Here is a 19,912-nt window from a genome sequence, read left to right as displayed (position 1 = left end):
CGCGCCGAAGGCCCGGAGACGCGGGGCCCTTCGGCGCGGTGCGCGGTCGGCGTGTTCTCGTGCGGGGCGGGGCTACTTCACGGTGTACGACTCGGCCGCGGGCGAGACCGCCGCCGGGCGGATCACCTTGAGGCCGCCCGGGGCCTTCGCGTCGGGCTTCATGATGACGCTCTGCCGGGTGGAGGGCGCCTTCGGATCGGTGAAGTCGTGGGACATCCCGAACTCGGCGCCGTAGCCCTTGATGGTCAGCAGTGCCTTGTCGACGCCCTCGCGGGTGAGGTCCTTGGCGTCGCATGCCTTCTTCAGCGCCTCGCCGTAGACGGAGGCGGCGGTCCACCCGGCGACGACGCCGTTGTCGAGGCCGTCCTTCGGGTACTCGGCCGCGTACTCCTTCGCCAGCTTCGACGGCCCGGCGCCCGGGTCACCGATGGGCAGGGTGGAGGCGGCGACGTAGTAGTCGCCCAGCAGTGCCGGGCCGGCCGGGGTCGCGAGCAGCTGCGGTGCGAAAGCGGAGTTGTTGCCGACGACCGGCACCTTGAAGCCGGTCGCGGCGGCGACCCCGACGAGCGAGGCGGCCTGGCGGGGGCCGGCGCTGACGATGATCGCCTTGACGCCGGCCTGCTTGAGGGCGGAGACCTGCGCCGTCATGTCGTTGTCGGTGGGCTTGATCTTCTGCTCGACGACGGTGAGGCCGGACTGCCCGGCCGCGTACTTCGCCCCGGCGAGCGCGTTCTCGCCGTAGTCGCCCTCGAAGTACACCTGACCGATCTTGTCGCCCTTGGCGATGCGCCTCTCGGTGAGCAGGTAGTCGATGAGGTTGATGGTCTCGATGTCGTACGTCGCTCCGATGACGCGGACGTACGGGGAGCCGAGCAGGTTGGCCGACCATGCCTGCGGCAGTACCACCCCGTGGTCCTGGCCGTCGATGCGCTGCTCGACGGCGGCGACGAACGGAGAGCCGATGAACTGGGTGAAGCCCAGGACCTCGGGTTCAAGTTCGGTGTAGGCGGCGATGGCCTTCTGCGGGTCGTAGCCGTGGTCGCGTACGGTCAGTTCGATCTTGCGGTCGCAGATGCCGCCGGCGGCGTTGGTCTGCTTCACCCAGAGTTGCTGGGCCTGGGTGACGCTCTTGCCGAGCGAGGCGTACACCCCGGTCATGTCGGTCAGTGAACCGAGGGTGATGGCCGAGTCGGTGACGCCCCGGCCGGTTTTGATGCCGCCCTTGTCCGCCTCGGTGTCCTTCCCTTCGGTGGCTTTTCCGCTGCACCCCGCGAGGGTGAGGGCGAGAGCCGCGACGACGGCTCCGAGCACACGCTTTCTCATTTCTTCTCCCCTGATTTCTTCGGACGCGTAAGGCCACCGGGCATGAACAGGACCACCGCGACGATCGCGGCGCCGTAGAGATAGCGGGACGCCTCGCCGGGTGCGATTCCGCCCGTACCGGGGGCGGAGACCAGCGGGAGGGACTCGCTGTAGTGGGTGAGCACCTGCGGGAGCAGGGAAACGAATGCGGCGCCGACCACCGCGCCGGCGACCGTGCCGAGACCGCCGATGACGATCATGGCGAGGTACTCCAGCGAGAGGACCATGCCGAAGTACTCGGGGACGGTCCGCTGGAAGACCAGGGCGAGCAGGACGCCCGCGAGGCCCGCGTACATGGAGGAGAGGACGAAGACCCCGGCGCGGTACCGGGCCACCGGGACGCCCATCACCCCTGCGGCGATCCGGTGGTCCCGGATGGCGTTGAGCGCACGGCCCGGCCTGCCGCGCAGTACTCCGCGGGCGAAGAGGCCGCTGAGCAGGAGGGCGGCGAGGGCCAGGTACCAGAGCTTCTCGGAGGACTCGAACGGCACGGCGGCGACGAGGAGTTCGCTGTCGTCGAAGGTGAATCCGAAGACCGACAGCGGGGGGACGGCGCGGCCGTTGAAACCGCCGGTGAGCGAGCCCGCGTTGAACAGCACGTGCTGGCCGATGAAGATGAGTGCCAGGGTGGCGATACCGAGGTAGGCGCCGCGCAGCCGGCCCGCGATCGGGCTGAAGATCCCGCCCGCCAGGCCGGCCAGCGCCACGGCGAGGATCGCCGCGAGCCAGGTCGGCAGGCCGAGGCCGGTCAGGCTGTGGCCGTTCTCGTTGCTCGGCTCCTCCGCGAGGACGCAGTATCCGTAGGCGCCGACGGCGAGGAAGAAGGCGTGCCCCATGGAGAGCTGGCCGGTCGCGCCGGTCAGCAGGTTGATCCCGATGGCACCGATCGCGGCGGCCATGGCGAACAGTCCGGCCTGGAGCCAGAAGCGGTCCAGGTAGAACGGGAACGCCAGGAGCAGCACCGATCCGGCGAGCCAGAGGTACGGGCGCGGGCCCCGGAGGCGTTCGCCGTACGCGCGGGCCGCTGGGGACGTGGCGTGGGCCGTGGACGGAAGGGACGGCGGGGTGGGCGGGACGGGTGCGCGGTCGGGCGCGGCGTCCGGCGTGGTCTCAGACACGGGCCGGCTCCTTCGTGCCGAAGAGTCCGGCGGGCCTGATCAGCAGGACGATCAGCATCACCAGGTAGGGCGCGAGATCGCCGATTCCCCGTCCGAGGAAGGAGAGATCGCTCTGGTAGCCCGTGGCGAAGGCCTCGGTGACGCCGACGAGGAGTCCGCCGGCGAGGGCTCCGGTGGTCGAGTCGAGGCCACCGAGGATCGCCGCGGGGAACGCCTTGAGAGCGGCGAGCGAGGTGGCTCGTTCGAGTCCGGGAGTGGGGAACACGGTGAGGAAGAGGGCAGCGACGGCGGCGAGCGCCCCGGCCACCGCCCAGGCGGCGAGCGAGACCCGGCCGAGCCTGATGCCCATGAGGGCGGCGGTCTGCGGGTTCTCCGCGGCGGCTCGCATCGAAACGCCCCAGGAGGTGAAGCGGAACGCGAGCAGGAACACGGTGATGAGCAGAGCGGCGACGACGAAGGCGGCGATCCTCGTCTGCGCGAGGGTGACCCCGCCGACGGTGACGACTCCGCTTCCCCAGGGGTCACCCATCGGCAGGACGTCGGTGCCCATGCGCCGGGTGAGTTCGGTGGTGAGGAGGATGTCGACGCCGATGGTGACGATGGCCAGCACGCTGTGGTCGCTGCCCCGGTAGCGGCGCATGACGAGGAACTCGACGGCGGCTCCGACGACGGCCGCGCCCGCGATGCCCGCGGCGAGCGCGGGCCAGAAGCCGATGTCGTCGTGGAGCACCGCGGTCACGTATCCGCCGGCGAGGAGCAGGGAGGCGTGGGCGAAGTTGACGACCTCGGTGGCCTTGAAGATGACGACGAACCCGAGGGCGATGAGGGCGTAGACCGAGCCGATGGAGAGGCCGCCCAGGAGGAGTTCGATGAAGGTGGTCATTCCTGTTCTTCTCCCAGGTAGGCGCGGACGACGGCCGGGTCGTTCTGGACCTCGGAGGGGGTGCCGTCGGCGATCCTGCGTCCGAAGTCGAGTACGGTCACCGCGTCCGCGAGCCGCATCACCACGCCCATGTCGTGTTCGACGAGCACGATGGAGATGCCGAGGCTGTCGCGGACTCCGGCCACCACGGCGGCCGTCCGGCGGCGCTCGTCGGCGGTCATGCCGGCGACGGGCTCGTCCAGAAGCAGGACGTCGGGCTCCATGCAGAGCGCCCGGCCGAGTTCGACCAACTTCTGCGCGCCGTAGGGCAGAGCCCCCGCCGGGCGGTGCAACTCCGCTGCGAGACCGATGAAATCGGCTATCTCATGGACCCGGTCGAGGTGGCGGCGCTCCTCCCGGACCGCGGAAGGCAGCCGGAGTCCGGACGCGACGAATCCGGAGCGCATCAGCCGGTGCCGCCCGAGCAGCAGGCTCTCGGCGACGGTGGCGTGCGGCGGGAGGGCGAGGTTCTGGAAGGTGCGTGCGACACCGAGCGCGGCGATCCGGTGTGCGGGGAGCCCGGTGAGTTCGGTGGCACCCAGGTGCACGGTGCCGGAGGTGGCCCGGTAGACGCCGGAGAGCACGTTGAACGTGGTCGACTTTCCCGCGCCGTTGGGGCCGATGACCGCGTGCACGCTGCCGGGTTCGACGGTGAAGGAGACCGCGTCGAGGGCGGTCAGTCCGGCGAACCTGACGGTCACGTCACGGACGGTGAGCGGGGCGGGCGAGGTGGTGCCGGGTGCCGTGCCGACGGGGGCGGGCGAGGTGGTCACGCCGACCACCTGCGCAAGGTGCGGGAGGGGGTGGCCGCGGCGTCCGCGTCCTCGGCCGCCGTCTCGTCCACGACGCCGAGGTAACGGCGGCGCACCTCGTCGGAGGCGGCGAGTTCGTCGGCCGGCCCGCCGAGGGCGACCTCGCCGACGTCGAGGACGTACGCGGTGGACGCGAGGCGCAGGGCGATGGCCGCGTTCTGCTCGACCAGCATCACGGAGGTGCCGCCCGCGTTGATCTCCTGGACGGTCTCGGCGATCTTCGCCGCCATCAGCGGGGCGAGCCCCAGAGAGGGTTCGTCCAGCAGCAGCAGGCGCGGGCAGGCCATCAGGGCCCGCCCCATCGCCAGCATCTGCTGTTCGCCGCCGGACAGCAGTCCGGCCCGCTGGTGCGCGCGCTGGGCCAGCACCGGGAAAAGCTCGTGGACGCGGGCCAGTGCGCCGGCCGCCTCCTTCCGTCCGCCACGGGCTCCGAGGGCCCCGGCACGCAGGTTGTCGGCCACCGTCATCCGGGCGAACACCTGTCGCCCTTCGGGCACTTGGACCACTCCGGCGGCGACCACCTGTGCGGGCCGCAGCCCGCCCAGGGGGCGGCCGTCGAAGTGGATGGTGCCGGTACCGCTTCCGCGGTGGAAGCCGAGGGTCCGCGAGACGGCCCGCAGCAGCGTGGTCTTGCCCGCGCCGTTGCCGCCGAGCACGGCGGTGATCGTGCCGGCCGGCACATCGACCGAGACGTCCCGCAGAGCCCGTACCGGGCCGTAGCCCACGGACAGCGAGCGGATCTCCAGTGTTGCCATGCGTCCTCCTCCTTCCGCCTGCTCGTCGTGGTGTCTTCTCCGGGTCCGGCCGGGGCCGTCGTGATCGGGGAGCACGACGGCCCACCCGGCGCCCGGCCCTGCGCTTACCGCCGCCGGTCCGGCGCGTCCCGTCCCCGGGGTGCACAGACCAGCACCGGTGCCCGCGTCACGTCCACGGCGCACGGCGGACTCGATGCGGGCGACCAGCGAGGACGGCGCCGGGTTGTGCGCGCGCACAGAGGGGGTGCTCGCCGGTCCGGGAGCGGCGGGGCCGGTGTCATCCTCGCCACGACGTGCGGACCTCCGGCAGAACTCGCCGGGAGGGTCACTGCGGGGGAAGGGGGAGAGCATGCCGCGGGGCGAGTCCCAGGGAGTACGGACACTGCTCGGCGCGCTGCTGGCAGGGCCGGTGACGCCGGAGCTGGCCGGGCGGGCCGCTGCCGCCATGGGCCTGCCGGAGCACGGGCGGTACGCCGTCGTGGCGCTGCCGACCGCAGGGTCCGGCGGCTGGAGCACGGGCGCGGGGGCGGACCGGTACCGGTTCCTGCGGCATTCGGGGCCCGAGGGGGACTTCGTCGTCGTAGCCCTCGAAGAACGGGAACCCGCATGCCTGGCGCGGTGGTTGAACGACATGCGCGCCGGGCGGGGCGGTGTCGGCCCCGCCGTCGGGGGCCTGGCCGGGCTGCCCGCGGGCCGGCGACTGGCTGAGGTGGCGCTGCTGACCTGTCCCCGGGACGGGACCACGGTCCTGACGCTGGAGCAAGGCCTGCCTGCGGCGCTGTTGGCGAGTCAGCCGGAGCTGGCGGACCGCCTGATCACAGACGTGCTGGGTCCGCTGTTCTCGCTTCGGGAGACCGAACGGGTGCTGTTGGTGGGGACGTTGGACGCGTGGCTGGAGTGCGAGGGGTCCGCCGGGCGGGCGGCGGTCCGGCTGTACTGCCACCGGAACACGGTGCTCAACCGGCTGCGGCGGCTGGAACGGCTGACCGCGAGGTCACTCTCCCGGCCGCGGGATCTGGTGGAGCTCACCTTGGCGTTGGACGCTCTCCGGCTGCTGTCGTCGCCGCGGTGAACGGGCCCGGTACGCGCATCCCACCGCGCCGGGTACTGGGCCCGTGTCCGACCACTCGCGCCGGTTCGGCGGGAATGGTCGGACACCGCCGAGCCGTACGACGTCGATCAGGCGAGCCACTCGCGGGCGATGGTCTCCGCGGTCTGCTCCAACAGGGGCCCGGCCTGCGCCATGGAGACGGCGGGGTCGGGCTCCAGGTCCGCCAGGGCGTAGGCGCGCGCGAGGCCGGCCTTCTCCAACTCCTCCGCGTTGAGGGTCAGTCGGCCACACACCGCGACGACCTCCACACCGGCGGCACGGGCCGCAGCCGCGACTCCGGCCGGGGCCTTCCCGTGCAGGGTCTGCTCGTCCAGCGATCCCTCACCGGTGATGACGAGTGTGGCGCGGGCGAGCGCGGGGGCGAACCCCAGCACGTCCAGCATCACCTCGATACCGGGACGGAACCGGGCTCCCAGCCCCACCAGCGCGCCGTAGCCGATGCCGCCGGCCGCACCGGCGCCGGGCAGCGCGGCCTGCTCGGGGCCGAGCACGGCCGCGTAGCGGGAGAGCGCGGCGTCCAGGACCGCGATGTCCTCCTCGGTGGCGCCCTTCTGACGTCCGTACACGGCGGGGGCGCCCTTCGGGCCGGTCAGCGGGTTGTCGACGTCGCTGGCGAGGACGAGGTCGACGGAGGCGAGACGCGGGTCGAGTCCGGAGAGGTCCGCCTCCGCGACGCGGGCGAGTCCACCGCCGCCGGGGCCGACCGGTCGGCCGTCCTCGTCCAGGAAGCGGGCCCCGAGTGCGGTCAGCATGCCCGCGCCGCCGTCCGTGGTGGCGCTGCCGCCCACGCCGAAGACGATGGTCCGGGCGCCGTCGTCGAGTGCGGCCCGCAGCAGTTCCCCGGAGCCGTACGTGGTCGCGGTGAGGGGGGCGAACTCGCCCTTCGGCAGGTGCTGGAGCCCGGAGGCCTCCGCCATCTCCACCACGGCCGTGGCGGCGCGCAACGCGTACGCGGCGTTCACCGGCTCACCGAGCGGGCCCGTCACCCGGGCTTCCCTGCGCGTGAACCCGGCGGCGACCGCGGCGGCGACCGTACCGTCGCCGCCGTCCGCGACGGGCAGCGTCTCCACCTGCAGCCCGGGGACGACGCGTCGCAGTCCGGTGGTCACCCGCTCCGCGACCTGGGCCGCGGTGAGGGACCCCTTGAACTTGTCGGCTGCGACAAGCACCCGCGCGGTCACCATCTCTGCTCCGTCCGCCACCGTGCATCCCTCGCTATCGAACAGGCACTCGTGCCGCTCGACCCTATCCGCAGCCCGCCCGATCTGCCCATGGTCCGGGCCCGTTCGCCCCTGTGCCCGGCTCGGAACGCGCCCGACGGGCCGCGCGCGGGGCGTGCGGCCCGTCGTGGGGAACTCGTTCGTTCTCTCTTCAGGCGGTTTTCGTGAGAGAGGTGAGGTGGGCGAAGACGACGACGTTGGCGGAGTAGCCGGTCTTCTTGTCGAAGCGTCCGCCGCAGGTCAGCAGTCGCAGCTCCGGGCGGTTCGTCGTCCCGTACACCTTGTCGTCGGGGAACTCGCTCTTGCGGTAGGTCTTGACGGTGTCGACGGTGAAGACGGCCGTCCGCCGGTCCGCGCGCACGACCTTGACCGCGTCGCCCCGCCGGAGCGCGTTCAGGTTCAGGAAGATGGCGGGGCCCGTCTCGGTGTCCCGGTGGCCGACGATCAGAGCGGTGCCGGCCTCTCCGGGCGACGGCCCGTCCTGGTACCAGCCCGCCACCTTGGGCCGGTTGATGGGCGGAGCGCCCAGCCGGCCCTTGGCGTCGAGCTTCAGCCCGACGAGCGGGGCCTCGATGTAGATGGCGGGGATCGCCACCTTCACCGCCCGGGAGGGGCTCAGCGGCGGGTGGGATTCCGGGATGCTCTCCGGCATCCGGTGCGGAGCCCTCCGGAACGGCGGCACCCCGCCGCCCGCGGCGTCGGAGCCGCGGGCGGCGGCGTGCGCCGTCGCATCGTCGGACGAGTCACCGCACACCCAGACGATGCCGGTCACGAGGGAGGAGGTCGCGCACAGCGTCAGTGTGAGACGGCATGCGCGACTCGGTCCTCGGCGCCGCCGTCGCGGAGTGCTACGCCTCGCCACGGGAGCGACGGCGGGCCGACCGGCGGACCAGGACGAGTCCGGCGAGCCCGGCCACCCCCGCCGCCACGGCCGCGGTGGTTCCCGCGCCCGGTCCCGTGTCGCCGTCGTAGCTCGCGGTCTCCAGCTTGGCGACGCCACCGCCTCCGGCGGGAACCCCACCGGAGGGGCGGCGGCCCGAAGCTCCGGCCCCGGTGTCGGCACCCCTGCCGTCGGCGGCCTCGCTGTCGGCACCCGTGGCGCCGGAGGCCTGGTTGCCGTCTGCCCGGTTGCCGGTGGACTGGCCGCCGGCGCTCTGGTCGCGCTCGCCGCCGCGGCCGCCGCGGCCGTCGTCGGGGCAGTTGACGACGAAGGTCCGCTGCTTGGTCAGGCTGCCCGGGACGATCCACTGGAGCTGGTAGGTACCGTCCGGCAGTTGGTACTGCGGGCTGCGGGCCCTGCCCTGCGAGAGGGGAAGCGTACCGGCCAGCACGTTGCCGGGCGGGATGGTCAGCGGCAGCTCCGTGATGGTCCAGGCGACCGCCGGAAGGGTCTCGAAGTTGTTCGCCGCCAGCCTGAACTGGCAGATCGCACCGCCGTTCGCACGGGCCTCGCGGCCCGCGTTGCGCACCTCCACGATGTTGAGGTCGCCGCTGTCGCCGGGAATGGCGAAGGCGTCGGAGGCGCAGGTGAGAGCGATGCCGGCGGCTGCGACGAGGGTGCCGGCGCGGAGGGCGTGGGTACGGGTCGAGGCGGAGAGGGGCATGCGTGACTCCTTGAAGCCGAAACGATTGTCGTACTAATGGGAGGGGCTCCCAAGGGTTGCCACAGGTGATCCACGAGAAGGGGCCGACGTGCCCGACAAGCCGTCAGAAATCCCTCCACCGGCCCATCGGTGACGGCTCGGGCGGCGGTTCGGTGGCCGGCAGCGCGGTGGCTGTCACGCTGCGCGGAGCGCGGCATCCGGGACAGCCTCTAACCTGGCGCGATGACCACAACTGACGACTACGCCACCTACATCGCGGGGCTGCCCCGGATCTTGGCGGGCGCCGCCTGCCTCTTCCGGGACGCCACGGGCCGGGTCCTGCTGGTCGAGCCGAACTACCGGGACGGCTGGGCGCTGCCCGGCGGCACGATCGAGTCGGACACCGGCGAGGGGCCCCGGGCGGGGGCGCGGCGCGAGACCTCCGAGGAGATCGGGCTCGACGTGGAACCGGGCCGGTTGCTGGTGGTGGACTGGGTACGCGGCCCGGACCGCCCGCCGATCGCCGCCTACCTCTTCGACGGCGGGGTGCTGGGCGAGGCGCAGCTGGCGGCGATCGTCCTCCAGGAGGAGGAGCTGCTGTCCTGGAAGCTCGTGGAGCCTTCCGCCCTCCCGGACCATCTCCTCGGTTCACTTCTGCGGCGGGTTCAGGTCGCGCTGGAGGCGCTCGACTCGGGTACCGGAGCCGTGGAGCTGGAGGAGGGCCGGCCGCCGGTGGTCTGACGGGCGGCCGGGAGGCGGGAAAACCGGTCGTCGGGCGGACTGCCCGCGCCGAGACCACCAATGCGCGGGACACGACCCGGCAGTGGGCGGGCTTGAGCCCTTTGCTTGGATCGGTGCGTGACGGACTGGTCCCGCCTCCACCACGCCTACGCACCGCTCAGGGCATTCCCGGTCTCCTCGACGCCCTGAGCCCAGACCCGCAGAGCAGAGGGTGGAACGATCTGCGGGCCCGCCTGTGCCATCAGGGCACGGTCTATTCCGCCAGCTGTGCGGCACTCCCCGCACTCGCCGATATGGCCCGCCGGTAGTCGGCCAGGGAACGGAGGATGCCGCTCTGTCTGGCCGGCGCCATCGTCGCCGCCATCGGCCGCCCCGACAGTGGAGAAGATCCCCACCTTTCCTGCTCGGCCGAGATCGCCGAACTGCGCGGGCTGACCGAGGAAGCCCTGCGGGACCCCGGGTTGACGGGTGACCCTTCCGACTACGTCCAGCTGCTGGGGGCCCTGCTCAGCTTCGAGGGTGTCGAGGTCTGGGGTGAGCACATCGACGGGCTCAACGACGAGGAGTACGAACTGCCTTGCCCCGTCTGCGATACGGAGAATTTCGTGGTCTTCGGCGAGCACGGTTACTTCTCGACCACGGACAGCATGTACATGCGATACGCCGACGCCCCGCGTCTCCCCCTCCAGCCACAGGACCCCTTGGTGATGAGAGGGCTGGCCGGCAGACTGCACGCGCGCATGAGCGCGGACGGCCCTCCCGGCCTCGCACACAAGGTGACCTACGTCTTCGGCAGCGCGCGGTGCGCGGGCTGCGGGGTTGCCTTCAGCGTCGAGGAGGCCGTCGCCGCCCGATGGGGCGCCTGACGCGCCGCCCGGCTGATCATCGTGAACGCCCAACCGGCCCCGTACGACGACCGGGCCGACGAGGTGGTGCGCGAGCCGATCGGTACGGCGCTCCCGGCCCTGCTGGAACGGCTGGCGGCGGGTGGTGCGGGCAGCGGCGACCGGTGATGCGCGTACGGGTCGGGGAGTCGGGTCAGGCGGCTCAGGTCCAGGTGGGGCAGGTGGAGCAGGTCAGGCACGTGGGGTAGTGTGGAGGGCTGCGAAGGGGAGTAGCCCCGAAAACCGGTCGTCGACATACTGGAATCCCCGGATTCCCGGTGGCCGGGCCCGTGGTTCATGGCGGGTGGGCGAGACCTTCGGTCAGGCAGGACACGCCCGCGCCCCGCGGGTGCTGCGTCGTGCCGGGCCGAGTGGTCCTCCGAGAGCCCGTGCGGCGCTTCGCGAAGGCCCGGGGCCCGGCTCTCACAGAAAGCCACCCGGAATGCACCTCGACCCCCTGGCGATCATCACCGCCTTCGGGCTCATCTTCCTCGCGGAACTGCCGGACAAGACGATGTTCGCCTCGCTGGCGATGGGGACGCGCATGCGGCCCCTGTACGTCTGGTTCGGCACGTCCTCCGCGTTCATCGTCCACGTGGCCATCGCGGTCGGCGCGGGTGGGCTCCTCGGGCTGCTCCCCGACTGGATCGTCAAGCTGGTCTCCGCCCTGCTGTTCGCCTTCGGCGCCTTCATGCTGCTGCGCGGCGGGGGCGACGACGGGGACGTGGACGAGGAGGTCAAGACCGTCACCGGTTTCTGGCCCGTCTACGGGACGGCGTTCATGGCCGTCTTCATCAGCGAGTGGGGCGACCTCACCCAGATCACCACGGCCAATCTCGCCGCGAGCAACGGCGCCTGGTCGGTGGCGATCGGTTCCGCCGCGGCCCTGATGTCCGTCTCGGCCCTGGCGCTGCTGGCGGGGCGGTTCATCGCCAAGCGCGTGCCGCTCAAGACCGTCCAGCGGGTCGGTGGGGTGTGCATGCTCGGGCTGGCGATCTGGACGGTGACGGAGATCTTCACCGGCTGACGTCCCGTCCACACGTACGGGTAGCGCGTACGGGTAGCGCGTACGGGCAGCGCGTACGGGCAGCGCGTACGGGCAGCGCGTACGGGCAGCGCGTACGGGCACCAGAGAGCCCGGTGACCGTTGGCCGGTCACCGGGCTCCTCCGTGCCCCGGTCCTCAGAACAGGGCCGGGGTGTCGTTCTCCGTACCGCGTTCGAAGGCCAGCAGGCGCTGCTTGCGGTCGAGACCGCCGCCGTATCCGGTGAGGCTCCCCGAGGCGCCGATGACCCGGTGGCACGGGACGATGATCGAGACCGGGTTGCGGCCGTTGGCCAGACCCACCGCGCGGGAGGCCCCGGGTTTGCCGAGCCGGCCGGCCAGTTCCCCGTAGGAGAGTGTCCCGCCGTACGGAATCCGCATGAGCTCCGCCCAGACCGTCCGCTGGAACGGGGTTCCCTCCAGGTGCAGGGGCAGGTCGAACTCCGTGCGCGTCCCGTCGAAGTACTCCCCCAGCTGGCGCACCGCCTCGCCGAAGGCGTCGGCGTCCACCTCCTCCCCGAACGTCTCGCGCGGTGGCTGGTGCCGGTGCTCGGTCATGTACAGGGCGCTGAGGACTCCGTCGGTGGCGACGAGGGTGAGCGGGCCGTAGGGGCTGTCGAGCAGGGTGTGTGTCCTGGTGTGCGGAAGGACGGTGGCGCTCATGGGGTGCTTCTTTCGCAGGTCGGAGCCGCAGGTCGGAGCCGCCGGGTCGGAGCCGTCGGGTCGGAGTTCGTCCGGGTGGGTGTCGGGACGGATGTCGGGGCGCGCGTGGGGGCCGGGGTCACTCGGGCAGGTGGTTGATGGGGTGCCCGTCGACGGTCCACAGGTACTGCACGGCGTAGGCCCGCCACGGTCGCCATCCGGCAGCCCGCGCGGTCAGCGCCGCCGGGGTGGAGGGCAGCCCCAGCCGCTCGGCCGCGCGCCGGATGCCGAGGTCGGTCGGGCAGAAGGCGTCCGGGTCGCCGAGGGCCCGCATGGCGATGACCTCCACGGTCCATGGCCCGAACCCGGGGAGCGCGGTCAGCGCGGCGCGGGCCTCGTCCCAGTCGGTGTCGGCCGCGTCCAGCCGGAGCGCTCCGTCGGCCAGAGCTCCGACGAGGGTGGTCAGCGTCGTGCGCCGGCTGCGCGGCAGGGCGAGCGCCTCCGGGTCCAGCCCTGCCAGTGCCTCCGGGGTCGGGAAGAGGTGGGTGAGCCCGCCCTCGGAGTCCTCCACGGGTTTGCCGTAGGCCGTGACCAGCCGGGCCGCGTGGGTGCGGGCGGCGGCGGTGGAGACCTGCTGGCCCAGTACGGCGCGTACGGCGAACTCCGCTCCGTCCACCGTGCGGGGCACCCGGCGCCCCGGCGCGGCGTCCACGAGGGGGGCGAGCAGCGGGTCGGTGCGCAGCTGGCCGTCCACGGCCACCGGGTCGGCGTCCAGGTCGAGCAGGCGGCGGCAGCGGCTGATGGCGAGGGTGAGGTCGCGCGGGTCGGTGAGCTGGAGGCGGCAGGCGATGTGGTCGGGGCGCGGGGAGAGCGCCACGATGCCGTGGCCGTGCGGCAGGGCGAGGGTGCGCCGGTACGCACCGTCGCGCCACTCCTCCACGCCGGGGACGGCCGTGGCGGCGAGGTGGCCGAAGAGGTTGCTGGGGTTGAGCGGGGCCCGGTACGGCAGCCGCAGCGCTATCACGCCGGGGGTGGCGGCGGCCCTGGTGCCGCGTTCGGCGCGGGTGCGCAGCTCGTTGGGGGCGAGGGCGAAGACCTCGCGGACCGTCTCGTTGAAGGTGCGGATGGACGAGAAGCCGGCGGCGAACGCCACCTCGGCCATCGGCAGCGCCGTCGTCTCGATGAGCACCCGGGCGGTCTGCGCCCGTTGTGCGCGGGCCAGGGCGAGCGGGCCGGCTCCGAGTTCGGCCAGGAGCTGGCGTTCGATCTGGCGGGCCGAGTAGCCGAGGCGGGCGGCGAGGCCGGGAACGCCCTCGCGGTCGACCACCCCGTCCTGGATGAGGCGCATGGCGCGGGCGACGGAGTCGGCCCGTGCGTTCCACTCCGGGGAGCCGGGGCTGGTGTCGGGCCTGCAGCGCTTGCAGGCCCGGAACCCGGCCTGCTGGCAGGCCGCCGCGCTGGGGTAGAAGGTCATGTTCTCGACCTTGGGCGGCACGACGGGGCAGCTGGGACGGCAGTAGATCCGGGTGGTCAGGACCGCCGTGAAGAACCATCCGTCGAAGCGGGCGTCCTTGGACTGGACGGCCCGCACGCAGCGCTCGGTGTCGGTGTGCATGCTTCAAGCATCGGTCACCCGGGAGCCGGGAGCTGGCGGAAATCCGACAGGGAGGTCGCACCGGCGTCAGTGGGCGGCGCGGAGGCGGCGCCAGACGGCTCGGGCTGCGTGGTGGCCGGACATGCCGTGGACGCCCGGTCCGGGCGGGGTCGCCGAGGAGCAGAGGAAGACCGCCGGATGTGCGGTGGCGTAGGGGACGCGGGCGAGTTTGGGGCGGATGACGGTCTGCAGTCCGGCGAAGGCGCCGCAGGCGATGTCGCCCCCGACGTAGTTGGCGTTGTGCGCGGCGAGTTCGCGCGGTCCTGCGACGGCCCGGGCCAGGACCAGGTCGCGGAAACCGGGTGCGAAGCGGTCCAGCTGGCGCTCGATGACGTCGGTGGCGTCGCCCTCCCACCGCGCCGGCACGTGTCCGTAGACCCAGAAGACGTGGTGCCCCCCCGGGGCGCGGGAGGGGTCGACGAGGCTCGGCTGGGCGGTGATCAGGAAGGGGACGCTGGGGTCGCGGCCGTCGACGGCGGCCCGGAGCGCGGCGTCGATCTCGGGGGCGGTCGGTCCGACGTGCACGGTCCCGGCGCGCCGGGCCTCCTCGGACGTCCAGGGGACGGGCCCGGAGAGCGCGTAGTCGATCTTGAAGGTGGCGGCGCCGTAGCGGTAGTGGCGGTAGGCGTCGCCGAGCCCGGCGATCCTGGCGAGCGCGGTCGGTGAGGTGTCGAAGACGTAGGCGCGGGCGGGGGGCAGCTCGTCCAGGCGCTTGACCTCGGTGCCGGTGCGGATGGTGCCGCCCTGGCTGCGCAGGTACGAGGCGAGGGCGTCGGAGATCGACTGCGAGCCGCCCCGTGGCACCGGCCAGCCGTTGGCGTGCGCGGCGAGGGCGAAGAGCAGGGCGATCCCGCCGGTGGCCGGTCCGGAGGTGGGGGCGATGGCGTGGGCGGCGAGGCCGGCGATGAGCGCGCGGGCCTTCTCGTCGCGGAAGCGCCGGGAGAGCAGCGTGGCGGGCTGGACGGCATCGAGGCCGAAGCGCGCCCAGCGGTACGGGTCGCGGGGCAGGCCGAGCCACGGGGTGCGCAGGAAGTCCTGGGCAAGGGTCTCCCAGTGGCCGAGGTAGGGGGCGACGAGCCTGCGGTAGGCGCCCGCGTCCCGGGCGCCCAGAGAGGCGGCGGTCTCCCCCACCGACCGGTTGAGCACGGCGGCCGTGCCGTCCGGGAAGGGATGGGCGAGGGCCAGTTCCGGCTGGATCCACTCCAGCCCGTGGTCGGCGAGCGGCATCCCGGCGAACGCCGGGGAGCCGATGCCGAGCGGGTGGACGGCGGAGCAGGGGTCGTGGCGGTAGCCGGGGAGCGTCAGCTCACGGGTGCGGGCGCCGCCACCGACCGTGTCGGCCGCCTCGAACACCTCCACCGCCAGGCCCCGGCGGGCCAGTTCGGCGGCGGCGGTCAGCCCGTTGGGCCCGGCCCCCACGACGACTGCGTCAAGCATCGGCGGCACCTTGGGACTCCTTCGCGGGGCGGCGGGCAGGGAAACCAGGATATTCCCGCGCGCGGGCGGCGTACGCGTGGGTACCCTCCGCTTTCGATGACTGACTCCGTGGAAGAGACCGCGTCCACCGTCGCCACCATGGCCGACCGGCTCGTCCTCGTGCCCGGCGTCCGCGCCGTGGCCCTCGGCGGCAGCCGCGCCCGTGGCACGCACCGCCCCGACTCCGACTGGGATCTGGGCCTCTACTACCGGGGTTCGCCCGATCTCGGCGCGCTGATCGCGCTCGCCTCCGAGTTCCAGGGGACGCCCGCCCAGGTGACGGGACCGGGCAGTTGGGGCCCCTGGGTGGACGGGGGCGGCTGGCTGCGGATCGACGGGGTCGCGGTCGACTGGATCCTGCGGGACCTGGACCGGGTGGAAGCGGTCTGGGCGGACTGCCGGGAGGGACGCTACGAGGTGGGTGTGCAGCCGGGACATCCGTTGGGGTTCTGGTCGCCCTGCTATCCGGGCGAGGTCGCACTCGGACGCGTACTCACCGACTCCCACGGCGAACTGACGGACCTTCAGGCACAAGTCCGGTGGTATCCCGAGCCGTTGCGGCGGGCCCTGGCGGACGGAGCGTGGGAGGCGGAGTTCCTGGTGGACGCGGCGGCGAAGTCCGCCCCGGCGGGCGACACGCTCCACGTCTCCCTCTGTCTGTCGCGGGCGTTCGGGATTCTCGCCCAGGCCCTGCACGCGCACCATCGCACCTGGTGCCTCAACGAGAAGGGTGCGCTGGCCGCGGCGGCGGCTCTCCCCCACACTCCGCCCGGCTTCGCGGAGCGGGTCACTTCCGCGCTGCGCGACGGCGGCCCGGTCGCGGTGGAGACGGCCCGGGGGGTGGTGCGGGACGTCCGGACGGTGCTGACGAGCGGGCGGGAGTGAGTGAGTGCGCGGCCGGCCGTGACGGGCGGGCGGGCGGGGTACGCGAAACCTTCTGCGGGGGCGCGGTGGGGAACTCCCCTGTCAGACGCCGCTGAGCAGTGCCGCGCGGATGCGGGCGACGGTCGCTCCGTCCCGGCCGACCGCGAACGGCAGGTCGTTGCCACCGGCCAGCCTGAACTTCCCGCCGGACAGGGTGGCGTGGGAGCCACCCGCCTCGGCGACCAGCAGCAGCCCTGCCGCATGGTCCCAGGCGAACTCCCAGTTGAAGGCGAGCGCGTCGAGATCGCCTCGGGCCACGGCCAGGTACTCGAGCCCGGCCGAACCGCAGGCGCGCGCCTCGATGCCCTCGGTCCGCAGGCCGAGCAGGGCACGCTTCTGTTCCTCGGTGGTGAAGTCGGGGTGGGACATCGCCACCCGCAGTACGGCACCGGGCTCGGGCGAGCCGGACCTGAGCGGCTTCCCGTTGAGCGTGGCGCCCCGGCCGCGTACGGCGACGGCCATCTCCTGGAGCACGGGGGCGTACGTCCACGAGGCGATGAGTTCACCGTGGTGGGCGAGGGCGACGAGGGTGCAGAATCCGGCCTCGCCGCGGACGAACTGGCGGGTACCGTCGACGGGGTCCACGATCCACACCGGCGCGTCCCCGGAGAGTGCGCCGTAGACCGCCGGGTCGGCGTGCACCGCTTCCTCGCCGACCACCACCGATCCCGGCAGGATGCGGGTCAGGGAGGCGGTGAGGTGGTTCTCCGCCTCCCGGTCGGCGCTGGTGACGAGATCGTGCGGACCGCTCTTCTCGATGATGTCGTCGGCGGCGAGCTTGCGGTGGCGGGGCATGACCTCGGCGGCCACCGCCGCGCGTACCGCCTCCTCGACCCGGGCCACCTGTCCGACGCTCCCCGCGCCCCCGGCGTCCGTGCCGTTCCCGGTGTTCCGTGCGTCTTCGGCGAGAAAGTCATCGATCATGTCTCCAGCTAAGCACGGACCCACCCGACCTCCGAAGGCGGACGGGTCCGGGTGCCGTGGAACCCCCGGTCCGGGCGGGGCGCCCCGTTGGCAGTGGCCGCCCCGCCCGGGACGGGGCAGGCTTCGAGCCGCATGTACAGACGGGTGCCCTGCGGCCGGTAGCCGAGTCGCTCGTACACGCGGCGTGAGCCTTCGCCGGAGAACTCCAGCCGGACCGACTCGGCGCCCCGGTCGAACATCGCGCCGGTGAGCGCGCCCGTGACCGCGCCGGCGATGCCCCGGCCCCGGAAGGCGGGGCGGGTACCGGCCCCGGCGAGCACACTCCGTCGCAGAACGCGGTCAGGGTGTCACCGGCGCCACGGACCTGCGAGGGAATTTCCGGGACGGGCCGGGCCGCCGGATCCGGTGTGCCGCCCGGGTCCCGGAGGCCCCGGATCCGGGGCGGAGGTGCTCACCGGCCCCGGCCGGTTGGCATCACGGGGGCGGTCCGTCCTACGGTCGATGGGTCGGCAGACCGACGACGCGACCCCACGACCCCGGAGATGTGCGACATGGCGAAGATCCTTTTTGTGGTGACCGGCGCGGACCACTGGACCCTGGCGGACGGCAGCAAGCACCCCACCGGCTTCTGGGCCGAGGAGGCCGTCGCCCCGTACGAGGCGTTCAAGGCGGCGGGTCACGAGGTCGTCGTGGCCACCCCCGGCGGGGTCGAGCCCACCGTGGACCGGGCGAGCCTGGCACCGGACGCCAACGGCGGCCAGGAGAACGCCGACCGGATCGCTTCGGCGCTGGACGGCATGGACGAGCTGCGCACTCCGCTGGCCCTGGACGAGGTCAGGCTGGAGGAGTACGACGCCGTGTTCTACCCGGGCGGCCATGGGCCCATGGAGGACCTCGCCGTCGACACGGTGTCCGGGGAACTGCTGAACCGCGCACTGGACTCGGGCAAGCCGCTCGGCGTGGTGTGCCACGCGCCGGCCGCCCTCCTCGCCGCGAAGCGCCCGGACGGCTCCCCCACCTTCGCCGGATACCGGCTGACCGGGTTCACCAACGCGGAGGAGACCCAGGCAGGCCTCGCCGACAAGGCGCGCTGGCTGCTCCAGGACCGGCTGGTGGAGCTGGGCGCGGACTTCCGGGAGAGCGACCCGTGGGCGCCGTACGTGATCACCGATCGCAATCTGATCACCGGTCAGAACCCGGCTTCCTCGGCTCCGTTGGCCGCCGAGATGGTCAAGAGGCTCGGTTGAGCCCCAGGGCCGCCCCGGAGTGACGGTCGATCGGTGACGGCCGGTCAGTACCAGTCGCGGTGGGTGGGCGGCTGGCAGAGTTCGAGGATCACGTCGCCCGCTTCCGGTCCCTCCGCTGCGAGCGGGCGCACCCGGGCGCCGACCTCCACGAGGTGCGGAGCGGCCCCCACCACCTGGCAGCGGAAGACGAATCCTTCCGGAAAGCGGACCAGGGACTCGTTGCGGGCGTCTTCGGTGTAACGGTGGACGACTGCGGTCCGCACGACGACTCCGTCTCCGGAGCTGCGCTCCGGGGCGAAGTCGCTCGACGCGCAGACCGGGCAGAGCAGTCTCCGGAAGGAGGCCGTACCGCACCATCGGCAGCGCTGGTAGGGCAGCCCCGCCTCTTCGGCCACCTTCTGCACGGTGCCACTTGCTGACGGGAACATGTCGGGACCCCCTGCGCTCGGCTTCGAACGCGCCGCACCTCGGCAGCGGCGGCGTGTCCGCACCATATGGCACTCAGTGCCTAGGCGTAAAGACACTGAGTGCCGATTGCTGCATTCAGCTTTCCCCGACGGCTGCTTCGATCTGCTGGACGACCCTCCACATCGGGGTTCCTCGCTGCGCGACCATGACGATCACGTCCCGCGCGGGCCCCTGCGCTCCACCGGTCGGGACCTGCACGGTCCGCCCCGTGGACCCCGCCCGGGTGGACCACAACTCGCGCACCACGGAGAGGGCGTTGTCGACGGCGGCCCAGGCATCCCCCTCGCCGCCGGAACGCAGCCAGAGCCTGAGCCCGTTGTTGTGCGCCGCCGCGATCGAGGCGGCGGCCACCTCCGCCCGCAGCACGCCGTCGGGCAGATCGCGGTAGGCGTGCCGGAGGTAGCCGGCGAAGGTCCGTTCGTACCGCCGCACGACGGAGAGTTCGTAGCTCCGCAGCCCCGGCACCTCACGGGTCAGCCGGTAGCGCTGAACCGAGAATTCGGGCTTCGCCGCATACATGCCCAGCACGATCCGCGCCGCGTCGCAGACCGTGCCGATGGGGTCGTCGGCGCCCCGGCCGTCCACGGTCTCCGCGGCTTGGGCGGCGGCGAGGAAGGCCGTCGTCTCCGCGAGGCAGCTCTCGTGGTCCGGGAAGACCACACCCTCCTTCGACGGGAAGTAGCGGAAGAACGAACGGCGTCCGACCCCGGCGCGCGCCACGATGTCGTCCACCGTGGTCCGCTCGAAGCCCTTCTCCACGAAGAGCTCGAACGCCGCCTCGGCGAGCCTCTCCCGCATGGGAGCCTTCTTCGCTGGTCTGCGCGCATCGGTCATGCCGCGCAACGTAGCACCGGAACCACCGATCTGGCACCGCGTACCTTTACAGAGGGTACTGAGTGCCATAATCTCGGCACTACCAACCACCACCAGGTAGGAGAGCCGGCGTGAGCTTGAGGATCGTTGTCTGTGTGAAGTACGTGCCCGACGCGACCGGTGACCGGGGGTTCGCCGATGATCTGACGGTG

Annotated in this window: 20 protein-coding genes and 3 pseudogenes; 8 read left to right on the top strand and 15 right to left on the bottom strand. The window is 72.6% G+C overall.

The genetic code is table 11. The annotated features are described in order from the left end of the window. Window positions 1-72: 72 nt before the first annotated feature. From ACFYPN_RS29980 to ACFYPN_RS29960, 5 genes are read right to left on the bottom strand one after another with little or no spacing between them, the layout of a single operon-like run. Complete coding sequence (locus ACFYPN_RS29980) at window positions 73-1,323, bottom strand: ABC transporter substrate-binding protein (protein ID WP_358765639.1); 1,251 nt, start codon at window positions 1,321-1,323, stop codon at window positions 73-75. Then, a complete protein-coding gene (locus ACFYPN_RS29975) occupies window positions 1,320-2,480 on the bottom strand; it encodes a branched-chain amino acid ABC transporter permease (RefSeq protein ID WP_389302595.1) in 1,161 nt (386 codons plus the stop codon). Before ACFYPN_RS29975 ends, ACFYPN_RS29980 begins: the two co-directional genes overlap by 4 nt. Next, window positions 2,473-3,363, bottom strand: coding sequence for a branched-chain amino acid ABC transporter permease (locus ACFYPN_RS29970; protein WP_389302592.1), 891 nt, complete (start codon window positions 3,361-3,363; stop codon window positions 2,473-2,475). Before ACFYPN_RS29970 ends, ACFYPN_RS29975 begins: the two co-directional genes overlap by 8 nt. Further along, window positions 3,360-4,184 (bottom strand): ABC transporter ATP-binding protein, encoded by an 825-nt coding sequence (locus ACFYPN_RS29965; protein ID WP_389302589.1) that lies wholly within the window; start codon window positions 4,182-4,184, stop codon window positions 3,360-3,362. The genes ACFYPN_RS29970 and ACFYPN_RS29965 overlap by 4 nt, the downstream gene beginning before the upstream one ends. After that, the gene (locus tag ACFYPN_RS29960; RefSeq protein WP_358765632.1) at window positions 4,172-4,969 is read right to left on the bottom strand and encodes an ABC transporter ATP-binding protein; all 798 of its coding nucleotides are present in this window, start codon (window positions 4,967-4,969) and stop codon (window positions 4,172-4,174) included. Before ACFYPN_RS29960 ends, ACFYPN_RS29965 begins: the two co-directional genes overlap by 13 nt. A gap of 349 nt (window positions 4,970-5,318) precedes the next feature. Between ACFYPN_RS29960 and ACFYPN_RS29955 the strand changes: the two genes are divergently transcribed. Continuing rightward, complete coding sequence (locus ACFYPN_RS29955; RefSeq protein WP_389302585.1) at window positions 5,319-6,041, top strand: PucR family transcriptional regulator; 723 nt, start codon at window positions 5,319-5,321, stop codon at window positions 6,039-6,041. A gap of 107 nt (window positions 6,042-6,148) precedes the next feature. Here the strand turns inward: ACFYPN_RS29955 and ACFYPN_RS29950 are convergent, their stop codons facing one another. The 3 genes from ACFYPN_RS29950 to ACFYPN_RS29940 form a co-directional block, all read right to left on the bottom strand. Beyond that, a complete protein-coding gene (locus ACFYPN_RS29950) occupies window positions 6,149-7,264 on the bottom strand; it encodes a glycerate kinase (protein ID WP_389302688.1) in 1,116 nt (371 codons plus the stop codon). Between the two features lie 187 nt (window positions 7,265-7,451). Continuing rightward, entirely contained in the window at window positions 7,452-8,099 is a 648-nt protein-coding gene (locus ACFYPN_RS29945; RefSeq protein ID WP_358765628.1) for a class F sortase, read from the bottom strand. Between the two features lie 49 nt (window positions 8,100-8,148). Continuing rightward, window positions 8,149-8,904, bottom strand: coding sequence for a hypothetical protein (locus tag ACFYPN_RS29940; RefSeq protein WP_389302582.1), 756 nt, complete (start codon window positions 8,902-8,904; stop codon window positions 8,149-8,151). A gap of 222 nt (window positions 8,905-9,126) precedes the next feature. On the opposite strand from ACFYPN_RS29940, the gene ACFYPN_RS29935 reads away from it, so the two are divergent. The 4 genes and pseudogenes from ACFYPN_RS29935 to ACFYPN_RS29920 all read left to right on the top strand — a co-directional run bounded on the left by ACFYPN_RS29935 (window position 9,127) and on the right by ACFYPN_RS29920 (window position 11,535). Further along, entirely contained in the window at window positions 9,127-9,624 is a 498-nt protein-coding gene (locus ACFYPN_RS29935) for an NUDIX hydrolase (RefSeq protein WP_358765624.1), read from the top strand. Between the two features lie 326 nt (window positions 9,625-9,950). Beyond that, window positions 9,951-10,490 (top strand): hypothetical protein, encoded by a 540-nt coding sequence (locus ACFYPN_RS29930; protein ID WP_389302579.1) that lies wholly within the window; start codon window positions 9,951-9,953, stop codon window positions 10,488-10,490. 6 nt (window positions 10,491-10,496) lie between these two features. Beyond that, a pseudogene (locus tag ACFYPN_RS29925) lies at window positions 10,497-10,637 on the top strand (NAD-dependent deacetylase); the annotation flags it as partial. Window positions 10,638-10,950: 313 nt separating this feature from the next. Further along, entirely contained in the window at window positions 10,951-11,535 is a 585-nt protein-coding gene (locus tag ACFYPN_RS29920) for a TMEM165/GDT1 family protein (protein WP_389302577.1), read from the top strand. Between the two features lie 155 nt (window positions 11,536-11,690). On the opposite strand, the gene ACFYPN_RS29915 is transcribed toward ACFYPN_RS29920, so the two are convergent. From ACFYPN_RS29915 to ACFYPN_RS29905, 3 genes are all read right to left on the bottom strand, one after another. Then, on the bottom strand, window positions 11,691-12,215 hold the full coding sequence (locus ACFYPN_RS29915; RefSeq protein ID WP_358765618.1) for a methylated-DNA--[protein]-cysteine S-methyltransferase: 525 nt from the start codon (window positions 12,213-12,215) through the stop codon (window positions 11,691-11,693). Window positions 12,216-12,333: 118 nt separating this feature from the next. Then, window positions 12,334-13,809, bottom strand: coding sequence for an AlkA N-terminal domain-containing protein (locus tag ACFYPN_RS29910; protein ID WP_389302575.1), 1,476 nt, complete (start codon window positions 13,807-13,809; stop codon window positions 12,334-12,336). Between the two features lie 66 nt (window positions 13,810-13,875). After that, window positions 13,876-15,294 (bottom strand): NAD(P)/FAD-dependent oxidoreductase, encoded by a 1,419-nt coding sequence (locus tag ACFYPN_RS29905; protein WP_358765614.1) that lies wholly within the window; start codon window positions 15,292-15,294, stop codon window positions 13,876-13,878. Window positions 15,295-15,381: 87 nt separating this feature from the next. Between ACFYPN_RS29905 and ACFYPN_RS29900 the strand changes: the two genes are divergently transcribed. Then, window positions 15,382-16,209 (top strand): nucleotidyltransferase family protein, encoded by an 828-nt coding sequence (locus ACFYPN_RS29900; RefSeq protein WP_389302572.1) that lies wholly within the window; start codon window positions 15,382-15,384, stop codon window positions 16,207-16,209. Window positions 16,210-16,290: 81 nt separating this feature from the next. On the opposite strand, the gene ACFYPN_RS29895 is transcribed toward ACFYPN_RS29900, so the two are convergent. Both ACFYPN_RS29895 and ACFYPN_RS29890 read right to left on the bottom strand, forming a co-directional pair. After that, window positions 16,291-17,172, bottom strand: coding sequence for an inositol monophosphatase family protein (locus tag ACFYPN_RS29895; RefSeq protein WP_358765612.1), 882 nt, complete (start codon window positions 17,170-17,172; stop codon window positions 16,291-16,293). Between the two features lie 119 nt (window positions 17,173-17,291). Continuing rightward, a pseudogene (locus ACFYPN_RS29890) lies at window positions 17,292-17,489 on the bottom strand (GNAT family N-acetyltransferase); the annotation flags it as partial. Between the two features lie 234 nt (window positions 17,490-17,723). Between ACFYPN_RS29890 and ACFYPN_RS29885 the strand changes: the two are divergent. Further along, window positions 17,724-18,419, top strand: a complete 696-nt coding sequence (locus tag ACFYPN_RS29885; RefSeq protein WP_358765610.1) for a type 1 glutamine amidotransferase domain-containing protein — start codon at window positions 17,724-17,726, stop codon at window positions 18,417-18,419. 44 nt (window positions 18,420-18,463) lie between these two features. Here ACFYPN_RS29885 and ACFYPN_RS29880 read toward each other — a convergent pair whose 3' ends face one another. Together ACFYPN_RS29880 and ACFYPN_RS29875 are read right to left on the bottom strand one after the other, a co-directional pair. Next, the gene (locus ACFYPN_RS29880; protein ID WP_358765608.1) at window positions 18,464-18,847 is read right to left on the bottom strand and encodes a zinc ribbon domain-containing protein; all 384 of its coding nucleotides are present in this window, start codon (window positions 18,845-18,847) and stop codon (window positions 18,464-18,466) included. Window positions 18,848-18,962: 115 nt separating this feature from the next. Then, the gene (locus ACFYPN_RS29875; protein WP_358765606.1) at window positions 18,963-19,721 is read right to left on the bottom strand and encodes a TetR family transcriptional regulator; all 759 of its coding nucleotides are present in this window, start codon (window positions 19,719-19,721) and stop codon (window positions 18,963-18,965) included. A 110-nt stretch (window positions 19,722-19,831) separates the two neighbouring features. Here ACFYPN_RS29875 and ACFYPN_RS29870 point away from each other — a divergent pair. Next, window positions 19,832-19,912, top strand: a pseudogene (locus ACFYPN_RS29870) (electron transfer flavoprotein subunit beta); the annotation flags it as partial.

Origin of the sequence: Streptomyces sp. NPDC005576, from assembly GCF_042871745.1 — a bacterium.
In the GTDB taxonomy this organism is placed as follows: domain Bacteria; phylum Actinomycetota; class Actinomycetes; order Streptomycetales; family Streptomycetaceae; genus Streptomyces.
Note: the sequence above shows the minus strand (reverse complement) of the source record. Positions and strands in the feature narration are given on the sequence as shown.

Bases quoted from the DNA above. Each gene is read 5' to 3' on its own strand.
- ACFYPN_RS29950 (WP_389302688.1), bottom strand. From the start codon at position 7,264: ATGGTGACCGCGCGGGTGCTTGTCGCAGCCGACAAGTTCAAGGGGTCC.
- ACFYPN_RS29940 (WP_389302582.1), bottom strand. From the start codon at position 8,904: ATGCCCCTCTCCGCCTCGACCCGTACCCACGCCCTCCGCGCCGGCACC.
- ACFYPN_RS29970 (WP_389302592.1), bottom strand. From the start codon at position 3,363: ATGACCACCTTCATCGAACTCCTCCTGGGCGGCCTCTCCATCGGCTCG.
- ACFYPN_RS29880 (WP_358765608.1), bottom strand. From the start codon at position 18,847: ATGTTCCCGTCAGCAAGTGGCACCGTGCAGAAGGTGGCCGAAGAGGCG.
- ACFYPN_RS29930 (WP_389302579.1), top strand. From the start codon at position 9,951: ATGCCGCTCTGTCTGGCCGGCGCCATCGTCGCCGCCATCGGCCGCCCC.
- ACFYPN_RS29900 (WP_389302572.1), top strand. From the start codon at position 15,382: ATGACTGACTCCGTGGAAGAGACCGCGTCCACCGTCGCCACCATGGCC.
- ACFYPN_RS29935 (WP_358765624.1), top strand. From the start codon at position 9,127: ATGACCACAACTGACGACTACGCCACCTACATCGCGGGGCTGCCCCGG.
- ACFYPN_RS29895 (WP_358765612.1), bottom strand. From the start codon at position 17,172: ATGATCGATGACTTTCTCGCCGAAGACGCACGGAACACCGGGAACGGC.
- ACFYPN_RS29885 (WP_358765610.1), top strand. From the start codon at position 17,724: ATGGCGAAGATCCTTTTTGTGGTGACCGGCGCGGACCACTGGACCCTG.
- ACFYPN_RS29955 (WP_389302585.1), top strand. From the start codon at position 5,319: ATGCCGCGGGGCGAGTCCCAGGGAGTACGGACACTGCTCGGCGCGCTG.
- ACFYPN_RS29875 (WP_358765606.1), bottom strand. From the start codon at position 19,721: ATGACCGATGCGCGCAGACCAGCGAAGAAGGCTCCCATGCGGGAGAGG.
- ACFYPN_RS29960 (WP_358765632.1), bottom strand. From the start codon at position 4,969: ATGGCAACACTGGAGATCCGCTCGCTGTCCGTGGGCTACGGCCCGGTA.
- ACFYPN_RS29920 (WP_389302577.1), top strand. From the start codon at position 10,951: ATGCACCTCGACCCCCTGGCGATCATCACCGCCTTCGGGCTCATCTTC.
- ACFYPN_RS29980 (WP_358765639.1), bottom strand. From the start codon at position 1,323: ATGAGAAAGCGTGTGCTCGGAGCCGTCGTCGCGGCTCTCGCCCTCACC.
- ACFYPN_RS29915 (WP_358765618.1), bottom strand. From the start codon at position 12,215: ATGAGCGCCACCGTCCTTCCGCACACCAGGACACACACCCTGCTCGAC.
- ACFYPN_RS29910 (WP_389302575.1), bottom strand. From the start codon at position 13,809: ATGCACACCGACACCGAGCGCTGCGTGCGGGCCGTCCAGTCCAAGGAC.